At 51.6% G+C, this 22894-nt stretch carries 9 protein-coding genes; 7 read left to right on the forward strand and 2 right to left on the reverse strand.

The window, feature by feature from the left end:
• Positions 1-25: 25 nt before the first annotated feature.
• Positions 26-751, forward strand: coding sequence for a C40 family peptidase (locus tag EFB02_RS06520; protein WP_200831569.1), 726 nt, complete (start codon positions 26-28; stop codon positions 749-751).
• A 904-nt stretch (positions 752-1655) separates the two neighbouring features.
• Here the strand turns inward: EFB02_RS06520 and EFB02_RS06525 are convergent.
• Complete coding sequence (locus EFB02_RS06525) at positions 1656-2702, reverse strand: hypothetical protein (RefSeq protein ID WP_122820795.1); 1047 nt, start codon at positions 2700-2702, stop codon at positions 1656-1658.
• Positions 2703-3703: 1001 nt separating this feature from the next.
• Here EFB02_RS06525 and EFB02_RS06530 point away from each other — a divergent pair.
• The 6 genes from EFB02_RS06530 (at position 3704) to secA (ending at position 22108) form a co-directional block, all read left to right on the forward strand.
• Positions 3704-12610, forward strand: coding sequence for a SpaA isopeptide-forming pilin-related protein (locus EFB02_RS06530; RefSeq protein WP_122820796.1), 8907 nt, complete (start codon positions 3704-3706; stop codon positions 12608-12610).
• Entirely contained in the window at positions 12607-14178 is a 1572-nt protein-coding gene (locus tag EFB02_RS06535; protein ID WP_122820797.1) for a SpaH/EbpB family LPXTG-anchored major pilin, read from the forward strand. Before EFB02_RS06530 ends, EFB02_RS06535 begins: the two co-directional genes overlap by 4 nt.
• A 306-nt stretch (positions 14179-14484) precedes the next feature.
• Positions 14485-15576: a class C sortase gene (locus EFB02_RS06545; RefSeq protein WP_122820799.1), complete on the forward strand. Its 1092-nt coding sequence runs from the start codon at positions 14485-14487 to the stop codon at positions 15574-15576.
• A 65-nt stretch (positions 15577-15641) separates the two neighbouring features.
• Positions 15642-16556 (forward strand): universal stress protein, encoded by a 915-nt coding sequence (locus EFB02_RS06550; RefSeq protein ID WP_122821037.1) that lies wholly within the window; start codon positions 15642-15644, stop codon positions 16554-16556.
• A gap of 1416 nt (positions 16557-17972) precedes the next feature.
• Positions 17973-19166, forward strand: a complete 1194-nt coding sequence (gene metK / locus EFB02_RS06560) for a methionine adenosyltransferase (RefSeq protein WP_122820801.1) — start codon at positions 17973-17975, stop codon at positions 19164-19166.
• Positions 19167-19330: 164 nt separating this feature from the next.
• Positions 19331-22108, forward strand: coding sequence for a preprotein translocase subunit SecA (gene secA / locus EFB02_RS06565; protein ID WP_122820802.1), 2778 nt, complete (start codon positions 19331-19333; stop codon positions 22106-22108).
• 115 nt (positions 22109-22223) lie between these two features.
• Here the strand turns inward: secA and EFB02_RS06570 are convergent, their stop codons facing one another.
• Complete coding sequence (locus tag EFB02_RS06570) at positions 22224-22847, reverse strand: Rv3235 family protein (RefSeq protein WP_122820803.1); 624 nt, start codon at positions 22845-22847, stop codon at positions 22224-22226.
• Positions 22848-22894 lie beyond the last annotated feature (47 nt).

Here is a 22894-nt window from a genome sequence, read left to right on the forward strand (position 1 = left end):
TATGACTGTCAGGAGAACCCTTATCGTGACTCAGAAACTGAAAGCGCGTCACCGTGCTCCGAGCCGTCCCTCCACTCCGGTTTCCCAGTTTGCCCAGTCTTTCTTTTCCTCTGAAAACGGAAAGCGCCTATCTGCGTTGGCCGGATCGGGAGTTGCCCTAACCGTAGTAGCGGCTGCAGCTGTTCCCGCCAGTGCTGATGCAACCGCCGCCAAGTTGGCTGCCACCGCAGTTAATTCTGGACAGTTGGCAAAGGGCACCGTTGAAAAGCTGACTGTTAATGAAGCCGTTACCTCTGAGGTGGAAAAAGTTGCTGACTCTGCTACCTCAGCTCAGGTGGGTACTCCCGCTCCGACGGCGGACGGTAATAGTTCTTCTGCATCGTCAGCTGAAGCCTTTGTAGGTCGCGATTTAGGCCCGGCTGATGGCACAGCAGTCGGAATTGCGATGCAATATCAGGGTTCCCCCTATGTGTGGGGAGGGACGACCCCCAGTGGCTTCGACTGCTCCGGTTTCGTCGGTTATGTCTATCGGCAAATGGGTAAGTCTTTACCGCGTACTACTGGTGCCATGATGGGTGCCGGACAGGTAGTTCCGCTTTCGCAGATTCAGCCGGGCGATGTTTTGCTTAGCCCCACTCATGCCGGTATTTATGTAGGCAATGGACAGGCTATTCACGCCCTCAGTCCCGCACAAGGAGTACAGGTCACTCCGATGTCTTGGGGTTCTTTTACCACCGCGCGGCGTTTCTAGTTCTTTACTAGCTGCTGTTACCCACTGACTTCTTAGGTCGGCTTTGGTATCGCCTGGTAATACTGAGAAGGATAGTTCCTGCCTCTTGCTAATGGGGTCGTTTACTGGTCTATTTCCTCAGTTTTGACGTATTCTTAATAGTTTTGATGATTGTGGCTCGAGGGCTTTCCTCGGGTCACAATCTTTTTTCCCGTACTCTCCCATTCTTCCGCTCTGGAGGGCGTTTCTGCCTTTGGAGGTATTTAAAGCCGTTGGAGGGCGTTTTTGTGCGCGGAGGGCGTTGATGTCGCACATGTTTCCTGATTTATGTTTTCTGAAAGACGTTTTCACTCTCCAGAGACAAAATGCGCTTGGACTTTGTCTACTCTCCCCTAAAACAAACTTCTATTGTTCTCGCTGGCGGGTGTTTATGTCTCAGAAGGGTGTTTTTGTGCGGGGAGGGTGCTAGTGCCGCGCATATTTCCTGCTTGCGGTCATTCGGATGACGTTTTCACCCTCCAAGGATTTAGAACGGGCAGACAATTAAGTCCTAGTAGATGAGTGGGTAGGTGGGGTTTACTATTCACTACGGAGGGCGTAGGCGCTCCTTTTAATTAGGTGTCAGGTTCGCCCTCCGCGGGCAGGAACATGCGCAAACTCGCAACCCGAGCCAATAACCGCGAAAAGTTCGCCCTCCGCGGGCGGGGATATGCGTACTAGGTGCGGATGAAAAGGTAGCAGCAGGATCTGGAGGGAATAAGGAGGACGAGCTAAGCAGGAGTAACGACTAAGGGGGGGCGCTATTGATCCGTTTCCTGCGCGAAACAACCACTCCCCGTTAGGGCATAAAATCGCAGAAGAACTGCTCAGATAGCTAATAGAATCAGACTTCTCATAGGTCTTTACATATTAAAAGCAGGCTTTTTCAAACGGTACAAGGGTGGAAGTGCCACACCATTCCAACTGGTATCCAGCCGATCACGCAGAAATTTGGCGAATCCCAGCGTGTCGGCCACGTCCTCGTAGGTAAAACGGTAAATTCGCCATCCGAGTTTTTGGAGCTGACTTTGGCGCTGTTTCTCCCTCTGGATGGCGTCGTAAGTTTTTGAGGATTGCTGCTGTGGTATTTTTGCATCCCGTCGATTTCGAACGCCTCGCGAATCTTCGGGAGAGCGGCATCTAGAAAGTAACTTTGAACGGTGGAAATCGTAACTTGGAACTGCGGAATTAGCTTCTTTACCTGCGCTAACTGTGCGGCGGCGTGAAATAAAGATTCTGCGTAACTTTCAAACCGAGGATCCATATTTGCGAGGATTCGCCGAGCTTGAGGCGCTCCGAGTCGTTTTCGATACTTGATGGCGAGGTTTGTCATTTGTGCGCGCAACTTTGGAATGTGCTTTGCGAAATCCTCCCGACTGCGGCGATCAAGGCGGATCCATTGAGGGATGAGCTTTCTAGCTGCGGAATCAGCAACTGCTTGCGCACTACCAGCGGGTAGCCAAGCCGCGCATTGCAATGCGGTTACCGCAAGATTGGTGACTCGGACTTTGTGACCGATAAATTCAGGAGAATTTTTAGGGAGCGTGATTTTATGGAAAATCAGGGGAGTCGGCGGTATCTTCGTGCGGATGGGGCACCCTTGGGAGGTATCGACATCGACCCAAGCTGGCAGTAATTTCTTTTCAAAATGCCTGGTAGAGGTGTGTAAAGGAGTATCGCCTCGCACTGATTTTAGAGACAGGCCATGCAATAGGGCAGCAGTCACTCCGATAAAGACCGGGGGAGTTTTACAGCGCGCTGCGTGGGAGGCAATCTGTCCCAACTTTACGTGTCGGATTCTTTCCCATTTATTTGCCGATTTTAGCGGCCTAATCACGTGGCCGCGCCCGACTTTAATTAGAGAGCCGTTCGCTAGGGAGTCTGCAAGGACTCTCCGCGAAAACGCCTGGGTGCTAATTAGATCAGGAAACATAGCTACAGCTTGACAGCTATGGTTAACAAACTCTTGTTCCTAATAATCAAGCAAGGAGATTATCGGTTTGTTGCCGTTGGGGACTGGCGTCATTGCTGAGTCGTTTAGATGCCGCTGGAGGGTGTTCTCTTCTTGTGAGGGTGTTTTGGGCCTGGGCGGGTGGAATGGTTGCGTATTTGACGGAATGTGCTGGTGAGCTCTGGTGGAATCACCCTCCGGCGACAGATTTACCCTCCAGGGACGGGAATACTCTCCAGTGTTTATAGGAGGAGGGGCATATTGATGCGTGCGGAAGAGGAGGGGCGTTAATGCGTGCAGGGGGGCTCGAAAGAAAAGGAATGGAGTCCAAAGGGGCGATAATCAATCCGCGGAGGAAGGAACAAAGTAACAGAAATATGAAGAGGGCGCGAAGATCACACGAAAATGGCATTCAGGAACTGCGAAGCGGAGTGGGGGAGAGCGGTACGGCATGAAAATTGCGGGAAATGGACGCGGATAGAAAGGGACTTGTCTTCAAGGGGTGCCAAGATACTACTTGGGAACCACGAGGGGACTAGACAGATGGCGCAGTGCAGCCGTTAATTGGCGTGGAATCAGGGCTGTAATCGGCGCAAACTTGGAGTGGAAGTGTCTAGATAATGGGACCTTGCTGCGGAATCAGGATCGTAAGCGTCATTAACTTGCTACAGAAACCGGCTCAATAATCGCGCAAACTTGGAACGTAACCCGATCGGAAACAGCTCAAACCCGCGGCGGAAACGGTTTGGAAACGGCACAAATCCTCGTTCGGAAGTGAACCGGAAGCGCCACTGTCTTAATGCACAAATGTATCTAAAAGGCTCGCCGGATCTATCTGGGGTTATGAAAAAGAGGGAGAAAAACGGATCTGAAAAGCCAAAAAAGATTGCGAACGGCAGGTTAATTTACTATCATGGATTAAAACGTATTAAGGTTAGAGTTGGCTACTATTTTGGTGGCTTATCTCGTTTAGGGGTGTTAGCGTGGCAAGTAAGGTGCTGAGCAGAAGGCTGGTTGCCGCGCTTTCGGTTTTAGGGCTGCTGTTATCCACTTTGTTGGTGGTGGTGCCGCTTACGGCATCGGCTAAATCCGAACCGGTTAAGGCTTCTTCGGTATCTGCTGCTTCCAAGTCGGGGATAGCTAAGGCGGTGCGTTCTGGGCAGCCGGTTCCTGGGCAACTTAGTTTGCAGGATCTGTCGGCGGGGGCGCCGCAGGCGTTGCGTAGCCCGGCTCCGCTGGGGCAGGGGGCGCCTCTGAGCGACCCTCGTTTTACTTATAACGGAACGGAAATCACTGGTCTGACTGCTAAGGGCAATAAAGAACTTGAAACTAAGCATGAACTGACCATCCCTGATGGCACCACCAAGATAGCGGCGGGCGTATTTTCGGAGAAGGGGCTCACTAAGGTCACCTTGCCGGATTCGGTGACTGAGGTCGCGGAGCGGGCGTTTTACGATAACCAGATTGAGAAACTTAGTGCGCCGGGATTGATAACTATTGGGGCGGGCGCGTTCCAGAAGAATCAGCTCAAGGTTTTTGAGTCTTCGACGGTGGGGGAGATCGGTGAGGGCGCGTTTACTGATAACCAGCTGGAAACGCTAAGGATTACTGATGAGCGGCCGGATGATACCGGTAATCCGCCTAAGCGCTTGACTAAGATTTCGGATAACGCTTTCCGTGACAACCAGCTGAAAACGGTGGAGTTACCTCCGTATGTTACCGAGATTGGGGCTAGTGCTTTTGCTAATAACCGGCTGCAGGAGATTACCCTTCCGCCCAGCTTGCAGAAGGTAGGGCAGGAAGCCTTTAGTGGTAACCAGATTGAAAAGGTCAAGATTCCCGCGACTATCACCACCTTCGGCAAGGAAGTTTTTTCGAATAACCAGCGCTGGGTAGTGCTAGAAAACGCGGACGGGCAAACTTCGCTCCCGACTGCGGTAAAGTCTGCAAAATACAAATCCGGGTTTGGTCAGGTGGCTGCCGAGGACGCGGTCTCGATTACTATCAACTATGTTGATGCGGATACTAATAAGCCTCTGCGTAGCCCTCAGATTTTGCAAAGTGAGTTTACCGAACCAGATGGGGTCTATTTCGCAGATGAACCTAACAAGATTAAGGCGCCGGTTTTTGCTGGTTATGAGGCTACGGAATCCTCAAAAGAGATCACGCCGGTAAAGGGCGAGAAGAACGAGCTTACTTTTACCTATAAGAAGACCGATTTCTCTCCCAAGATCAGCGGAGAAATCGTTAAACACATTGACCATGGTGGCGACGGCTCGACTGCGGCTCTGCTCGCAGGGGTAACCGCGAGAGATGCTGACGGCAATGATATTACTGCTTCCTTGACGGTGTCCCCGGAAACGGTGGATACCCGTGTGGAAGGGACAGTTCAGGTTTACTACACGGCTAAGGATTCTCAAGGGCGCACTAAGACTGTGAAAGGCAACATCGCGGTCGGCCCTAATTGGCCAGAGCAAATTATTTGTGCTGGCTGGCAGGTAAAAGATTTCGCTTACAGAGGGGGAACCATTACCGGGTTCAGTGCCACCGGTAACGATAAGAATAGGAAAGGGAAGACTAAGGATCCCTGGTGTTGGCCGACTTTCGGGGACCAAGGGCAACCAATCAAATCCATTGGCATGGATGCTTTTAGTGGCAGATACAAGTCTCCTAAGCTGACGCGGCTCCCAGATTCTTGGGGGACGATTACTACCATAGAATGGGGAGCGTTTGAGGAAAATGAAATCACCTCCCTGCCGGATTCTTGGGGCAAAGTTACTCACATTGTTCGGTCAGCTTTTGAGAACAATCAGATTGAGGCGCTGCCTGATTCTTGGGGAGATGTTACTGAACTAGGATACTGTTCTTTTAGTGACAATAAAATAGCTAAGCTTCCAGATTCTTGGGGAAAGATTACCAAACTTCCGGCTTCGGTTTTTTATAAAAATAATCTGACCGCGCTGCCGAAATCTTGGGAAAGTATTACATCCATCGGTGGGTCAGCGTTTGCTTACAACCACCATATTAAGGCGCTGCCTGATTCTTGGGGAAATGTCACTGGAATGGGCACGGAAGCCTTTCAGATGAACGAGCTAACCACCTTGCCGAAATCTTGGGGCAAAGTGGACACCCTAGGAGAGGGCGCCTTTTCTAACAATAAACTCACTGAGTTGCCGAATTCTTGGGGTAAAATCACTGTCTTACGCAAAAAGGTCTTCGAATCCAATAAGCTAGTTTCCTTACCCGCTTGGGGAAAGGTTACGAGCGTTGGTGAATCCGCGTTCCGTAATAATCAAATCACTACGCTGCCTGATTCTTGGGGGAAGATTACTTCCCTGCCCGCGCAGGTCTTTAAGAGTAACCAGATAGCCTCGCTGCCAGCTTGGGGATCGATTACCAGCATTGGAGAATCTGCATTTGAGAAAAACAAGCTAGTTAAACTCCCAAATTCCTGGGAAAACGTGTCTCGGATAGACACGAGTAGTTTTGCTTCTAACCTGTTAACTACTTTGCCGGATTCGTGGGGCAAGATCACCACCATTCCCGAAAGGGCTTTCTACGATAACCAGCTGGCCGTGCTGCCTGCTTGGGGAACGGTGACCACTATCGGTAAGAACTCGTTCGTGCGAAATAACCTCACAGTGCTTCCCCCTTCATGGGATGAAGTCACCACTATCGAGTCCTGTGCTTTCGCTGGAAAAATGATTTACCAAGATAGCGCTTCTCTCGATTACCGTTGCTACCCGTATGACGCAAATACCGGTACTAACATTAACCAGATTCAATCCCTGCCTTCTTCGTGGGGAAAGGTGAAGACTGTTGGGGCTCAGGCTTTTATGGGTAACGCTCTTGCCGCTCTCCCTAACTCTTGGGGAGAGATCTCAAACATTGGTGAAGAGTCTTTTAAGGATAATAAAATCACTGCTCTCACTGCACCCTGGGAAAACTTTACCGCTATTCCGCGCGGCGCATTCTTGAATAATGAAATAGTATCTTTGCCTTCGTCTTGGGGCAAGATTGCTGAAATTGGAATGTATAGTTTCTTGGACAATCGCCTAAAGGCTTTACCTAGTTCCTGGGGTGAGGTTAAAGAAATCCAGTATGGGGCTTTTGCCAATAATGAGTTGACGGCATTACCAGATTCTTGGGGCAAGATAGCTCTCTTAGGCACGAGGCCGCGAGGAGCGTCTATATCCGAGGGAAACCCGCATGCTCACGTCTTTGGGTATTCAACTTCTAACCCGAAGACAAGGTATATAGACAGTCAGAAAAATAAAAATAATATCACCGCTCTTCCGGAGTCTCTTGGCGATTTATGGGCCATCGGTCCAGATACTTTTAGCTGGGAAATGCCGCGAGGAATGGTGTTTACGGTTCCAGATGCTCCCCTTATAAACGAGGGGCGTCAGTATGATCATCTAGAACAAGCCGTAAAAATGTTTTCAGGGCTAAGTTGGGGTCTAGACGGCGCGGGTCCTAATACTACCTACGGCGGTCTTAGGGGGCCTATATATCTGCGACCGGAGTCAGGGAAGAACCCCAAGAATATTCCTGGATATGTTACTGGATATGGTAACGACATTATTATTCTTACCAGTACCAAGGTACAGATAGATTACCTGGGGCCAAATGACGCAGCAGTAGCCCCCAGCGAGACGCGGAGTATTAGCACTAAAGACAGTGGGGGCGCGAATAAATATACCTTAGTCCCGCCGGTAGTAAAGGGCTATTCCATTCCGGAGCCGGAGATAATCGATCTAGATGGCACGGATAAGCACGTAGTTTTCCGTTATAAACCCACACCTGCGGAGTTTGCCGGCACCTATGCGATTCTTAACTTGACCGGCAAATTGTATAAGCTGCCAAACGTTCCGGACTCTAGAGTGCTAGAGGACGAGATCGGGCAAAAGCTGCAAACCAATCTTACCTACGGGGGTAAGGGCCAGAATTCTGTAGTCAAGAATGGGGTAATTCGGGTGGCCTATGACCCCAATCGGGTCTACGATCCTGAGGTAAAAATTACCGAGAATTCCGGGTTTAAGGAAGCCAAGGTGGTGGCTCCGGGCATCCTGGAAGTGAAGCTAGAGCCTGGTTATGGTGGGAACCGGGCGGATACTATTCCTATTCTTTGGCGTTTGAAGGAGCGAGTTACTCCCGCAGGTAAGGAGTTCCCGATTACTGCTACATTGCTGGATACGGATTCGCAGGGTAATAGATATGTGTTGCAGCCTCATGCTGATTCTTATCCGGGCCCGGTGATTCTTAAAGGGCACTATAAGCTGCCTACTTTTTATAAAGATACCGCCAATTGTGATCGCGAAGGTATCTGCAGGGATTACGATGACGATGCGCAAGGACACGTAAAAGAAACCGGTAATAACGCGGTTACCTTTACTTTTACAGTTGACAAATTAAAGCGTAACGTACGGGGTTATACCATTACTGACCAGCTGCCTCTATATATGAAAGTAAATGGCACTCAGGTGCGGGCGGAGTTCGTAGAATCAGAAAACCCCGGGTGGAAATTGGGGGAGGATGAAATCACCCTCACTTACACCAACACCACAAAACACCTGACTACGGAAACTCCGGGTTTGGGCATTTTGAAGCTGCATTTCCCGGGAGCGAAGAAGCAGCGACTAATAACCAATACCGCAAACTTCAAACTGATCCCGGAAGATAAAGGCGCGATAGAACCCGAAATTACTGGCTCGGCGAGTACCGTTTTCAGCTTCTATAAACCGATGGAAACCAGGCCTCCGGAAGGCATAGCCTTAAGCAAGACGCCTGACGGTCCGCATTTCCCGGCACGTTTTGGCTATAACGCCGTCATCTTTGACACTAAACAAGATCGAACCTCCGAGATTAACTGGAATGTGTTAACCAATAACCTGACGGACACTCCCGGCACTTTGAATCTAAGAGATTTTGATCTGGATACTCGTTTGCAGTACACCGCAATTACCCCTGATCCGGTGTTTGTGGGCGGCAAGTTAGAGATTATTAGCCCCACTGGCGAGCCGGGTAAATTTCAGGTGCTTTATTCGGTTGCTATTACCCAGCCGGGGCGTATTGAACTACCTGCGGAACTTACAGAACAATATGATAATGTCCAGTTGCGTTGGAGCAGTGTTAAGGCCACGCAGCCTGGGCAAACTACTATTACTAAGATTCATACTAAGCTTCGCGACCCGGATGCGGGCATGATGGATACGTCAACCGGACTTTGCAATGAGGACGGAAAATGCGAGTCTGACCTCAGAAACAAGATCCAGGGTGGAGAGCGGATCGAAGAAGCTCATATCATGATTAAGCCTGAGGGCAAGACCCTGCAGGCTCGTAAAGAGAGCAGTTTCCGTGGGATAAATCTGCCAGGCAGTTCCGGAACCTATGACGTGGGTGCGCGACTGGAAGTTGATTATGGTGATCCTCTGTCCGGCTTTGAGCTGGTAGATGTCCTACCCCAGGGGTTGGAAGTTACCCAGGTGACGCTAACTCAGAAGTTCTCGGAGCTGCCGGGAGCCCACTACGAGATCCTTTCTAACTTCAAAAACACCGGGCGGATGGCGGTTCGTTTCCTAGCTGATCAGGTTAACGATCCCTATGACGTGTATAGTGTGGGGCGGTTGGAGACTTCGATTACTAACCAGGCTCCTCCGGGAGCAATGACGAATGAAGCCTTCGTGCAGGCTCGCGGCAACGTTGAGTATCCAGAAGATAAAAGCGACAAAGACAAAGATAAATGGATAACCACGGTAAATAACCCGGTGGCTGGGGACGGCAAGTGGTCGCGGGCTGAGAATAAAACCTATGTTGGTACTGGTAGCTCGGTTTATGTAACTAAGCGGATCCGTGAGGGTAAACCGGGGGCGCCTTGGGTGAACCAGATTAATACGGTTGGGAACGCGAATTTCGATTACCAGTTGCGGCTGGGCTACGGTGATGAGGTGGTGACCGACCCGGTCATCTATGATTTGTTGCCGGTGACGGGCACACCCGCTAGGGTGGGTTCCACCTTGGTTAACCGTTATAATCCCCAGGGGCAGATTAAGTTTGAAATGGCAAATGGCGAGCCAGTTGTGGGTTGGCAGACTTTCTTCACCTGCGCTACCGGAATAGCCAGAGACGAGTTGGCTACTGCCACCTGGTATGCCAGTCCCTCCTGTGGGAATGTTACGGGTTTGAAGTTTGTGAACAATACCCCGCAGAAACCGCGCACCGAGGTGCGGATTACGGTACCGATGATTGCCGGCCCAGAGGGGGTGGATGCGCGTTCCCAGAGTGAACTGGGTAAACAGGCTATCAACGATATCTGGAGTGTTTCCCGCGATAACGAAAAGCTGGATTCTAATAAGGTGATTAACACCTTGGTACCGCCGGCGGTGGATATCGAGCTGCAGAAGTTTGGGTGCAAGGGGATCGCATTTTCGGAATGTGAAGTTAAAAAGAAGAAGCTTGCGGGGGCGAAGTTCGGCTTATTTAATAAAGAGGGCGTACTGAAAGCTACCGTTATCTCTGATAGTGAGGGTTGGGTTAGGTTTAAGAATACCCAGGCTAGCCCGGGTTGGACGGTGCGAGAGCTAGAGGCTCCGCTCGGGTATTCTCCTAGCAGTAAAGCGTTTATACTGGCAGCGGCTAATTTTAGCGCCACTAATTACGATGGCGTTAACGGTAAGTACCGGATTATATTGCCTGATGTTACTAACTATGGTTCTTGGCAGCCGATTGAGCCGGTAAAGGGCAGTGTCACGTTTAAAAAGGTGGATAAGGATCTCCAGCCTTTAACGGGTATTGAGTTTACGATTACTCCCCAGCCGGTAGAAGAAATTGATAAGAATGGGAATGGTACCGGGATATTTGTTACGCCGAACTCGGCTCCGATTACGGTGCGCTCGAACGATTTCGGTGAGGTGAAGTTCTATAATATTCCTGCTGGTAAGTGGAGGCTGACGGAGAACCCGGGTGACCGTCACCTGCAGCCGATTGATCCGATTGATTTTACGATTAGTCGTTGTGTCACGTCATGTACTAACTTGAACGGTCTGAATTTAGCGTTCGGGTCTGGCGATCTCGGCCTGGTTATAAACGATAAGGGTCGGGTGTCTTTGTCGAAGCTGGGCGTGCGGGGCATGGCCGATAAGAAAAAGACCTTTGGCGACTGGCAGCGCGGGGATGGCGTGATCAAAGGTGGCGCGACCTTCGAACTATATAGAGGAACTACGGACAATGCTACCAATCGGGTAAAGACGGTCACCACCGCCAGAGATGGGCAGATGAACGTCATTTTAGACGGGCTGGATCTAGACCAGGTTTACACCTTGAAAGAGACCGTGGCTCCTGCCGGATATATCAAGAGCGATGCTTTAATGCAGTTCCAGATTAATGCTGCTGGCAAGCTCATGGATGCTTCCGGGAAGAAGCCGCTGCTAGAGCAGGGCGAACTATTGGTGCCTAACGAGCAGGAAAAGCAGAAGTCTTCGCTGGTAATCACCAAGGTCGATCCCAAGGCTGCTGCTACTGCCCGCAATCTGAAGGGCGCGGTATTTGGTCTGTTTAAGCAGGCCGGCGATGGTTCTTGGCCGACCGAGCCGATCACGAAGGTAACTACTGGCGATACTGGGCAAGCAGAGTTTACCGAACTTGAAGGCGGCATTTACCGGGTTAAAGAGTTGAAGGCTCCGGTCGGGTATTATGTGGATTCCCGGGCGCAATATGATTTTGTGGTTGATGATTATAAGGCGCAGCAGTTTACTTGGACGGCTAATAATGATCGTTCCCGCTTGCAGGTTTTCAAGTTCGAGCCTTTGGTAACAGGCGTTAGCGAGGATGCAGCTGACAAAGTGGTCTCCGGTACCCCGAATGCGATTAAAATGGCTGCTCAAACGCCGGGTACTTTCGATGTGGTGATTCCGCTTGCTGGTGCCGAGTTCTCGCTGTTGGAAGCTGATGGGAAAACTCAAGTGCCGGGGGCTGGGGTCTTAGTTACCGATAAAGATGGGTATGTGGAAGTACCGGCAGCGGTGAAGTTGGATCCGGATAAGGTTTATAAGCTTAAAGAGACGAAGGCGCCGGCTGGTTATATTTTGAAGTCGAATCTGATTTCGGTGAAGGTGTCGGATTATTCTTCTCTGTCTGGGTTCACTGGTTTGATTACCATGGAGGTTCCTAATACTAAGAACACTGGTCGGGTTACGGTTTCTAAGTTGGCGCAGGAGACTGGTAAACCGCTGGCTGGGGCAGAATTCACGCTTAAAGATGTTACGGCTAATACCGAAAAGACTTTGACCACTAACGAGGTGGGGTTGGCGACTTTTACTGGTTTGCCTTTTGGTCACGAATATGAGCTGCGGGAAAGTAAAGCTCCGGATGGTTATAAGCTATCTGCGGATGTCGAGAAGTTTACTCTTACCAGCGATAAGGAACCGGTAAAGACTTTTACGCGCTATAACCGTTTGAATAAAGTCGATATCACCTTAAACAAGGTTGATGATAATGGCTCCGCGATGGCGGGCGTGGTTTTTGAGCTCTATAAAGAGGGGGCTAGTGCTCCGGAGCAGTCTTTGACTACCGGTAAGGACGGTACAGCTAAGTTCACGGTGGAGCCGGAGCAAATCTACATTTTGAAGGAAATCAGCACCAAACAGGGTTATGCCTTGTTGCCGCAGCCGGTGAAGTTTAGGGTCACCGGGGACGGGAAAGTGACCGTTATCAGCGGCAAGGGTGAGGTAAATACTGTTAGTGGCGGGGGTAAAACCCTGACCGTCACTAACTACCCCGAGGGGGAAATTCCCTTATCGGGGTATGCCGGTGCTTTAGAAGTACTACTTCTAGGGTGCCTGGTATTAGGGATTGCTATGTTATTCACTCTATTTGAAAGGAAGAGAAAGTGAGTAAGAAAAAGTTATTAGCCATGCTAACCGGCATGGTGATGGCCTTCATGGGTCTGGCCGGAGTAGGCGCCGCCAGCGCTGATACTACGTTGACCCCGAATACGCCTCGGGCATCTATGCCCGATAAGGCAAGTTTGACGGTGCATAAATTTATGGGTGCTACCACGGATGTGAAAAACGATGGTACCGAGCTAAACGCGGCTGAGATGAATAAGCTGACTACCCAGAAAGAGTTGGCGGGAATCAAATTCAACCTCTACAAAGTTGAAGGCGTTGATATTAACACCAATGCGGGGCTGAAACTGGCCACCAAGCTTGCCAAAATTAAATTGGATTCCACAGTTGTTACCACTGGTATTAAGGATGGATCTGATACCTACAAGCTTGTCCCGGCTAAAAATGCTTCCGCGGTGACTGATACTGGCGGTACCGCGAAATTCGAAAATCAAGATCGTGGTCTTTATGTGGTAGTTGAGGACGTGGCTGGATCAGACCCGGATGCTATTAAGGCTGATGGTAAGAAGGTTGAGAAGGATCAGATTACTCCGATTGCTCCTTTCGCGTTGACTTTGCCAATGACGAGTCCTGATGGTAAAACCTGGAATGACAACGTACATGTCTACCCCAAGAACCAGGTGGACGAGCTGAAAAAGGAAGTCAGCGACAAAAACGTTAAGGTAGGCGAGGAGTTCTCCTACACCCTATCGGCCACTTCCACTCCTACCGATAGCAATAAAGATAAGAAATTGGATAAGGACGACCTGGGCGGAGTTTACGAATTCTATGATGAGCTACCTGCCAATGTATCCTACGTGGGAACCACGGCCACGATTGCCGGGGCAAACCAAACTGAGAATACTGATTTCAAAGTTACTACCGATGGTAACAAGATCACCGTATCCTTCCAGGATCCTGCTTTAAATAAAATTGCTAAGGGCGTCGAGGTTAAGGTAAAAATCACTGTCAAGCTAAACAGCGTTCCAGGCAGCGGTCTTACTGAGAACGAAGGTAAGCTGTACCCGAATAAGTGGAAGAAAGATAAGGGCGACGGAATTCCGTCTAATAAGGTTATTACCAAGCACGGCGATATCGTAATCAAGAAGATTAACGGGTCTAACGAAGTCCTGGAGGGCGCAATTTTCACTGTGCACCTTAATACGGCTGCTAAGAAAGATTGCTCCACCTATGGTGACGTAATTGCGACATCAGAAGCGACTAATGCTCAAGGTTTGACCAAACTTGAGCATCTGCAGCTATCTAACTGGTACAACGGCGCAGCGGTTGGTGACGATGATCAGCAGCCTTACTGCTTGCTCGAGACGCAAGCTCCGGAAGGTTACCAGATCTTGCCGAAGGCGATTCCTTTCAAGCTGACCAAAGAGGGAAGCGTTACCGATCTGACCCAAGCTGCCAACGAGGCGGCTGCCGGTCACTTCACGACGGTTACCAACTACAAGAACCCGGGGCTGCCACTGACTGGTGCGCAGGGGATTCTACTCGTTTCGGTTCTGGGCTTGATTCTGGTTTCGATTGGCGTGACCTTAGCGGTTAAACGTCGTCAAGACTAGGGAAAACCTAGAGATACTATATTAATAGAGTGAATAATAGCCCCTAGTATCCAAGAGGGGGCGGTGCAGATCGCTGCATCGCCCCCTCTTTGCGCCCCAAAACTAGAAACCGCCTCCTCGGAAAAGGCAAGGCGGATAACGGGGCGCCGGGCAGGGGAGGAGTACTCAACTAAGAAAAAGAAAAAATATCCTTCCGGGGAGTGCCAGAACCGCAAACACCCGGAGTTGGTTAAGAAAATACCAGATTAGCTGGCGCAGCGATTAAGCGAAAACTACTAGGAATTTTGAGAGAGGAGGGGAGCCACGTTGCGAAGAGTCTTAATCATTGTTTTAACAGTGGTGGGGGCGTTGCTCTTGCTATATCCGGTAGTCGCGATTTTCATTGGCAATGTGCGTATCGGGGAAATCTCGCGCCAAGAGGCACGAGAAATGAAACAAATGGCTGCCCGCCCCGATCAGTCACAGGAGGTGCTGAAAGCGGCACACGAATATAACCACAATATTCGCGGGATCCCGATTCTCGACCCCTACCTTTTCCGGATGACCAAAACCGGGTCTGCGGAATATCAACAGTACCTTCACACCATCAGTGGAGACGTGATGGCGCGGCTAGTGGTACCCTCAGCAAAAATAGATTTGCCGGTGCGGCACGGAACTGATGATGACGCGATTGCCCGCGGCGCCGGACACCTTTTCGGCACCGGGCTGCCAGTTGGTGGCAAAGGAGTAAATGCCGTACTGACCGCCCACTCCGGGATGAGAACCGCCAGTTTGTTTGACGGGCTGCACGATGTCAAAGTCGGCGATATTGCCTATGTGCAGGTGGCGGGAAAAAAGCTCGCCTATAAAGTCCGCGCTATCCACGTAATCAAACCCACGCAGTTAGAGTTATTCCATCCGGTACCAGGCAAAGACATCCTGACCCTGTTCACCTGCACCCCCTACGGACTTAACACCCACCGCCTGGTAGTTACCGCCGAACGCATCGCCCTCAAGGATGCACCCCAGATGAATGAAGAAGGTCCCACCTGGTGGGATGCCTTGCGATGGTGGATGATACTCCCGATACTTATTTCCGCAGTGGGAGGAACCATCGTAGTGCGGTACCTGCGAAAAGGTCGTAAGAAAGACGATGAAGAAGGCAGCCCCGATAAAGCAGAAAATCTGGCGCAAGTTGGCAGGTTAACCCGGGCAGAAAGAGCGAAGAAGTTCCGGAAAACGCGTAAAGGTAAAGAACCACGCCATTCCCTGCGCTCGCACCATTCCTCTCGCGCCCCCAGAGGTGGCGAGGTCAGCGGAAAAAGCCGCCAAGCGTCCCCTCGGGAAAAAGAAAAAGCTTCACCTGAATACCATCCGTTTCAGCCTTCGCTTCAGCGCGCACGCGTCATTTCAGAGTAAAGGCGCCCTGCGGCCTATAAAATAGGAGTAAGCAGGCAATGGCGCAGCAGAAGGGGGACATGATTATGTCGGAAAAAGAAACCATTTTAGTGGGGGTTGACGGCTCTCCGGAATCTTTAGAGGCCGCGGAATGGGCGGGGGCGCGCGCCGAGCAAAGCGGCGGGAAGCTGCAAGTATTATGTGCCTACGCGCTGCCCTCCTATACGGCCGCCTCCATGGATTCCGGATTCGCAGTAGTAGACAATGACGCCATCCGTGACAGTGCACAAACCGTAGTTGATCAGGCAGTATCGCACCTAGAAAAACGAGGCTACCAAGCCGAAGGGCGGGTGGAGGCTGGCGATCCCACCGCGATTTTGGTGCAACTATCAAAACAAGTTGATTTAATCGTGGTTGGTACCCGGGGTGGCGGCGGGTTCACTGACCGCTTGCTAGGAGCTACCTCCTCGGCGCTGCCTGCCTATTCTCGCTGCCCAGTAGTGGTAGTGCCGCGGCGGGGTGCCGATGACCAGTTCGTGCCAGTAAAGAAAATAGTTATCGGGGTTGACGGCTCCACGCGTTCCCGCAAATCCTTGCGCCGCGCCATCACCGAAACTCAAGTATGGGGCGCGGAACTGACCGCGGTAGAGGCAGTGCCGATGGCCTCTTCCGCGGGGGTATTGGCATGGTTGCCAGCTTCGGTGGACCGCGAAAGTATTTTGCGGGATGTGCGCAGTGAACTCAAGGAGATCTGTAAAGAAGAAACTGCTGATAGTGGGGTTAAAATACATTCCCACGCCCTAGATGGGAACGCGGCGGCTCTGCTCAATGAGTTTTCGACCGCTGTGGATCTGATGGTAGTCGGCACGCGAGGACGTGGAGGATTCGCAGGGGCGCTAATGGGGTCCACCTCGCAATCATTGCTGGCTCATGCAGCTTGCCCCGTACTAGTAGTGCCCACCGGGGACCGCGATCTGGCGCCGAAGAATAGTGGCCGGTAGCAGCGGTTATTTCGCGCGGTAGTGCCGGCCTGTCAGGACGCTAGCGAATCTGCCACCAAACACTGAGCATTTGCTGCACAAGTGCAACGCAAATGGTTTCGTTGCACTTGCGTTACGACTCTAAATTTTGCGTTGCACTTTGCGTTGCAACGCAAACCGAAGGATTCTGCTTAGTGTTGTTCCCCTATTAATAAAGTTCCTGCGTCTGGAGTGCTGAGCGGAGGAGAAGATCGGGAGTGTTACTTTCGGTCTTGCAGTTGGCCGCACCCTCTGTTTGGCGGATTCTAGAGGTGGTTGCAACGGTTGATGGTTTTAGGCAAGCAGATTCAGGGGGTGCTCGTTGGGCATCTGGGAGATAGTGGGGTTGATAGTTGGTGAGGTTGACGTTTGTGGTTGGTGGGGTGCGCCAGTAACCCTCCCTGACTGCCATCTCTGCCCCAGGATTTATGGTTCTGACGCTTTTGTGCCCCCTCATCTGCGAATATTCTTGCTCCTGTTGGTTTGCGGGTGTCGTAGCCTCTTAGTGGATGAGCAGGCAGCTAAATATCTTAAATGAAATACAACACAAGTTAGCTGCATATCGTGAAAAGGTTTTGTCGGAGTTTTTAGGGTCGTTAGCGCCGCCTTGGAGCTAAAAATAGGTGGTTTTATGCCGAAAAGTATTTAAAATTGGCAATTTAAAGATAAATGTTACAAAAGAAAAGTTAGTTGCATTTAAAAATAAAGGAAATTAAGCGGTTAATTTAATGAGTTTTCGTGTCGCATTCCTAATTTCAATTTCGATGAATTACGCAACAAGTTATCCACAGGCTGTCTTCAAATTTGCTTGTGTGTTCACTCCATGAAAGTTCGCCAAAACTGAGTGAAGTTCGGAAAATTTTCGCCGTCCGGATATCTGACCGTGTCCCGTAGCTAGGTCGCCCCCCTTGGCTGGTCTATCTCCTCCCCGAAGCTTGGCGCCGTTCTCTTCTCCTCACTTCCCCCACCTTCCTTACCTTCCTCCCTCCCTCCCTCAGCCTCCTATCACTCCCGCTGCGCACCCTCGCCATAGCGCCTTCTGCTGTACCGGGTCTTCGAAACCTCCGTTCCAGAATCCGCTCCGGAGGGTGAAAACGTCGCGGGAGGGTGGAAATGTCAGCGTTGTGCCTGTAGTGGCTTGTAAGGGTGTACAGGATCGCCCTCCACGGAGAAAATCACCCTCCCGGTACGGAAAGCCCTTCAGTGCGGAGAAAGGCGGCAAAACCACCCTCCAGGGTCGTTTAGGGTGGGGAAGGGGAATCGCCTGGTTTTCCAGATCGATGGCGAGGTGTTGCGGATAGTCCAGTGCGGCACCCATTATGGTGACTTGTGACGCTTAACTCTGCTTACCTCCCTCCCAATTCCCGCAACCGCCAGCGCTGCCATAAACTGGAGACTATGAGCGTAAAGCAGTCGATTTTTACTTCTGAATCTGTCACCAGTGGACACCCCGACAAAGTCTGCGACCGGATCGCCGATACCATTGTGGATGCCCTGCTAGAGCAAGACCCGGAGGCGCGGTCCGCAGTGGAAGTGATGGCCACCACCGGGCAGGTGCATCTGGCCGGAGAAATCACCACTTCTGGTTATGTTGACCTGCAGACCTTGGTGCGTGAAACCATTAACGAAATCGGCTACACCTCCTCTGATATTGGTTTCGATGGAAATTCTTGCGGAGTACTGGTTTCTATCGACCGCCAGAGCCCCGATATTGCCCATGGGGTGCAAGACTCGTGGGAAACCCGCCAAGGCGCAGCGGTAGATGCCTTTGACCAGCAGGGAGCCGGAGACCAGGGGATGATGTTCGGCTATGCCTGCAACGAAACCCCTGATTTAATGCCCGCCCCAATCTGGCTGGCGCATCGCCTAGCCAAGCAACTCGAAAAAGTCCGCCGGGAAAACGTCCTCGACTACCTGTGCCCCGATGGGAAAACCCAAGTAACGGTACGTTACGAGGACGGGCGCCCAGTAGGGCTAGACACAGTCGTGCTCTCCACCCAGCATCGCGCCTTCGCAAGCCTTAAGGATCTGCGGGAAGAAGTGAAGGCCGCCGTAATTGACCCGGTTATCGCTCAGGTGCCATGGGTTGAAGATAGCAATTTCCGCACCCTTGTGAACCCGGCAGGACGTTTCACCCTAGGAGGTCCGGCCGCCGACACCGGCCTGACCGGCAGGAAACTGATTGTCGATACCTATGGGGGAATGGCGCGCCACGGCGGGGGCGCATTCTCCGGGAAAGACGCCAGCAAAGTGGATCGTTCCGCAGCCTACGCGGCGCGGTGGGTAGCCAAAAACGTGGTCGCGGCTGGACTTGCGGATCGGGCGGAACTACAGGTGGCTTACGCTATCGGCTCGGCGCACCCGGTATCGGTAGAACTGGAAACTTTCGGTACCGAAAAAGCCGATAAAACCCAGATTCTGCAGGCTGTGCAGGAAACTTTCGACCTGCGACCGGCAGCTATTATCGATCACCTCTCGCTGCGTCGACCTATTTATGCGCGCACCGCCGCCTACGGACACTTCGGTCGTTCCGGGTTTACCTGGGAGGATACCGGTAAAGCGCGGGAGCTACGCGCCAAACTGGGGGCATAAAATCAGCGGGTCAGCTAGGGGAGTGACCACCAGCGAGAAAAGCTGGGAGCCGAAAAACCATTACCGCCAAGTGCCACGCCTAGAGGAAAAACTAAAATAACTAATCGTGCTTTTTGCCGCAGCCATATAGAATCGGTAAACGGAGCGAACACACGGGAGAACCAATGTCATTTTTTGAAAAAATCCTGCGGATGGGCGAGGGACGAATCCTCAAACGCCTAGACCGGACAGCTCGCGAAGTCGTGGCGAAAGAAGAAGAATACGCCGCCCTCAGCGACGAAGAACTAAAAGCCAAGACTGCTGAATTCAAAGAGGCACTGGCAAAAGGGGCAACCGAAGACGAAATCCTGGTGGATGCCTTCGCTACCGTGCGGGAGGCCGCCTGGCGCGTCCTCAAACAAAAGCCCTATCACGTGCAGGTTATGGGAGGAATTGCCCTGCACAACGGCAATATTGCCGAAATGAAAACCGGTGAAGGTAAAACCCTGGTAGCCACTATGCCCAGCTACCTCAACGCCCTTAGTGGCAAGGGTGTGCACGTAGTCACGGTTAACGACTACCTCGCCAGTTACCAAAGTGAGCTCATGGGGCGCGTCTATCGCTTCCTGGGGCTAACCGTAGGTTGTATTGTCAACGGTCAAACCCCTACGGAGCGGGTAAAACAATACCAAGCGGATATTACTTACGGCACCAATAACGAGTTCGGATTCGACTATCTGCGGGACAATATGGTGCAGCGGGTAGAAGACATTGTTCAGCGTGAACACAACTTTGCCATCGTGGACGAGGTGGACTCCATTCTGATCGACGAAGCGCGTACCCCGCTGATTATTTCCGGTCCCGCTCAAGGCGAGGCCGACCAGTGGTACAACAAGTTCGCCTCCCTGGTAACCCGTCTAGAAAAAGATATGGATTACGAGGTCGACGAAAAGAAACGTACCGTGGGGGTCACCGATGTGGGGATCGCCGCGGTCGAGGACTTCTTAGGGATCGACAACCTCTACGAAGCCTCCCACACTCCCTTAATCGGTTTCCTCAACAACGCAATCAAAGCGAAAGAACTGTTCAAACGGGATCGGGACTACATTGTCCGCAACCGGGAAGTGCTAATCGTTGACGAGCATACCGGGCGCGTGATGGAAGGGCGGCGCTACAACGAGGGTATGCATCAGGCGATCGAAGCCAAGGAACACGTCCCGGTCAAAGCCGAGAATCAGACCCTGGCCACCATCACCTTGCAAAACTATTTCCGCCTGTACAACAAGCTTGCGGGCATGACCGGTACTGCCGAAACCGAGGCGGCCGAGTTTATGAATACTTACAAGATCGGGGTTATCCCGATTCCACCCAATAAGCCGATGATCCGCATTGATCAACCGGATTTGGTTTATCCCTCCCGACGCGGCAAGCTCAAGGCGATTGTGAGCGACATTAAAGAGCGTCACGAAAAAGGCCAGCCGATTCTGGTAGGTACCACCGATGTTGCCAAGTCGGAAGAACTTTCCATTCTGTTGGATGAGGCCGGGGTGCCTCATAACGTGCTAAACGCGAAGCAGCACGCCCATGAAGCCCAGGTGGTGTTCGATGCCGGGCGTAAAGGCATGGTCACCGTGGCCACCAATATGGCCGGTCGTGGTACCGACATTATGCTGGGCGGCAACCCGGAGCATATCGCGGATCAGAAACTACGCGCCCGCGGACTAGATCCGGAAGAAAACCTTGCCGAATGGCAAGATGCCTGGGAGGATGCCCTTACCGAAGCGGAGGCCGAAGTAGCTGATGAACACAAGGAAGTTGTAGAACTAGGCGGCCTTTACGTCCTCGGTACCGAACGTCATGATGCTCGCCGCATTGATAACCAGTTGCGCGGGCGTTCTGGACGTCAAGGTGACCCCGGGGAATCCCGCTTCTACCTGGCAATGGACGACCCGTTGATGATGAAAAATATGGCGGCGTTCGTAACCCGGTTCATGAATTCTTCCCTCTATCCCGAGGATCTACCACTTGAATCCAAGCTGGTTTCCGGGCGCATCCAATCCGCACAGCACCAGACGGAGGCGCAGAACTTCGAGATCCGTAAAAACGTCCTCAAATACGACGACGTGATGACTGATCAGCGCGATTTGATTTACACTGAACGTCAAGAAGTGCTGCATAAGAAAATAGATCTTGACGAATTGATTCCTTCCTATCTGCGCACTTTGATTAAAGAGGCCGTCACTCACGCCACCAGTGAAGGCAACGATTCCAACGAATGGGATTTGGAAAAACTGTGGAATAATCTGCGCGCGGTTTACCCGGTGCGTGCCTCTCTTTCGGAGCTCAAGGGAGAGGACGGCTCTTTCCTACATATCTCGGCTTCCGAGCTGGAAACTATGTTACAAAACGATATTGCCGATGCCTATGAAGATATTCTGGATCAGGTCAACGAGAACCCGATTGCAATTGATCAGCTGGGTGATCAGCCGATGGCCGAACTGGAACGCCGGGTGCTGCTGGCTACGGTGGATCGCTTGTGGCAACAGCACCTCTACGAGATGGACTACCTTAAAGAAGGTATCGGTCTGCGGGCGATGGGACAGCGTGACCCCTTGGTGGAATACAAGTCCGAGGGTGCGCTGATGTTTGAGAACATGATGGGGCAGGTACGTGAAGATACCGTGACCGGTATTTTCAGTTTCTCCCACCAGTTCCAGCAGGTCTATGAACAACAGCTGGAGGCAGAAAAACAGCAAGCGGAACAGGCTAAGAAGAAGGCGCTGGCGGAAGGCTCCGTGATGGGGGATACCGGACATAAGGAATCCTCGGAAACGCTGCCGGCTGGCGCGGGAGCTTCCGGGCAAGGATCAGCTTTTGGTGCCGAGGCTGCGCGGCAAACTGCTGCGCAAGGCGGTAACCGGGCTCAGCGCCGCGCGCAAAAGAAACGCCAAAAACATCGCTAGTATTGCTGAGGTGTGGCTAGCAGGCGGGGAGATTAGTGGTGTTTTGCCGATTTCTTCCCCGGGTGTCGCTTCTACTGGCTATTAAGCGGGGGAGTGAATCGTGGGGCATGCCTGCTTAGCCGATTTCTAGGGCGCAAATTCGCCAAGTTTTTCCCCAGGGCTTAATGCGCATGGCGACTGCTCGAACTCGGGAACCATCGTTAACGCTTACCGCTACCTCGATCCCGTTGAAGCCATGCTCACCCTCTCCGGCTTTGCGACAACAAATCCGGCGTACCTGGATTGGGGTGGGCAGAGGGTGATGTCTTTCGGTACGTACTAAAGCCAAAAAAGGTTTACGCAGCTCGCTTGTGAACCAATTAGTTACGGCCTGTTCGGATCGCCTCCCGGAAAAAACTTCAAAAATCGTTCTCACTGCTGTTGCTATCCAAGGTTTTATCTGAGGCAGTTTAGATAGTGATTCTGCCTGGCTGCAGACTGGTAGTACTTCTGGTTTTTCTTGTTTCTGTGGTTTTAATGCCTGTACTACTAGCGGACCATAGTTGGGGCTTAGGGGAATTTGGGGAAGCTCTGGGCAGATGATAGCTAGCGGTCCAGAATATTTCCCATCTTGGGGGCAGATAGTTACTAATGGTTTTCCCGGGGGAAATAGTTTCTGAAAGTGGTTTTGGGTATTTTCTGTTTCCGGGTGCTCTTCTTCCACCTCGTCTAAAAGAGGTTGTCTAGCTGCTAATATCATCGGCTTGGATCCTTAAAATATGAGAATTGTGCCGCTAATCCATTAGG

This window comes from Varibaculum vaginae, assembly GCF_900604285.1.
GTDB lineage: Bacteria > Actinomycetota > Actinomycetes > Actinomycetales > Actinomycetaceae > Varibaculum > Varibaculum vaginae.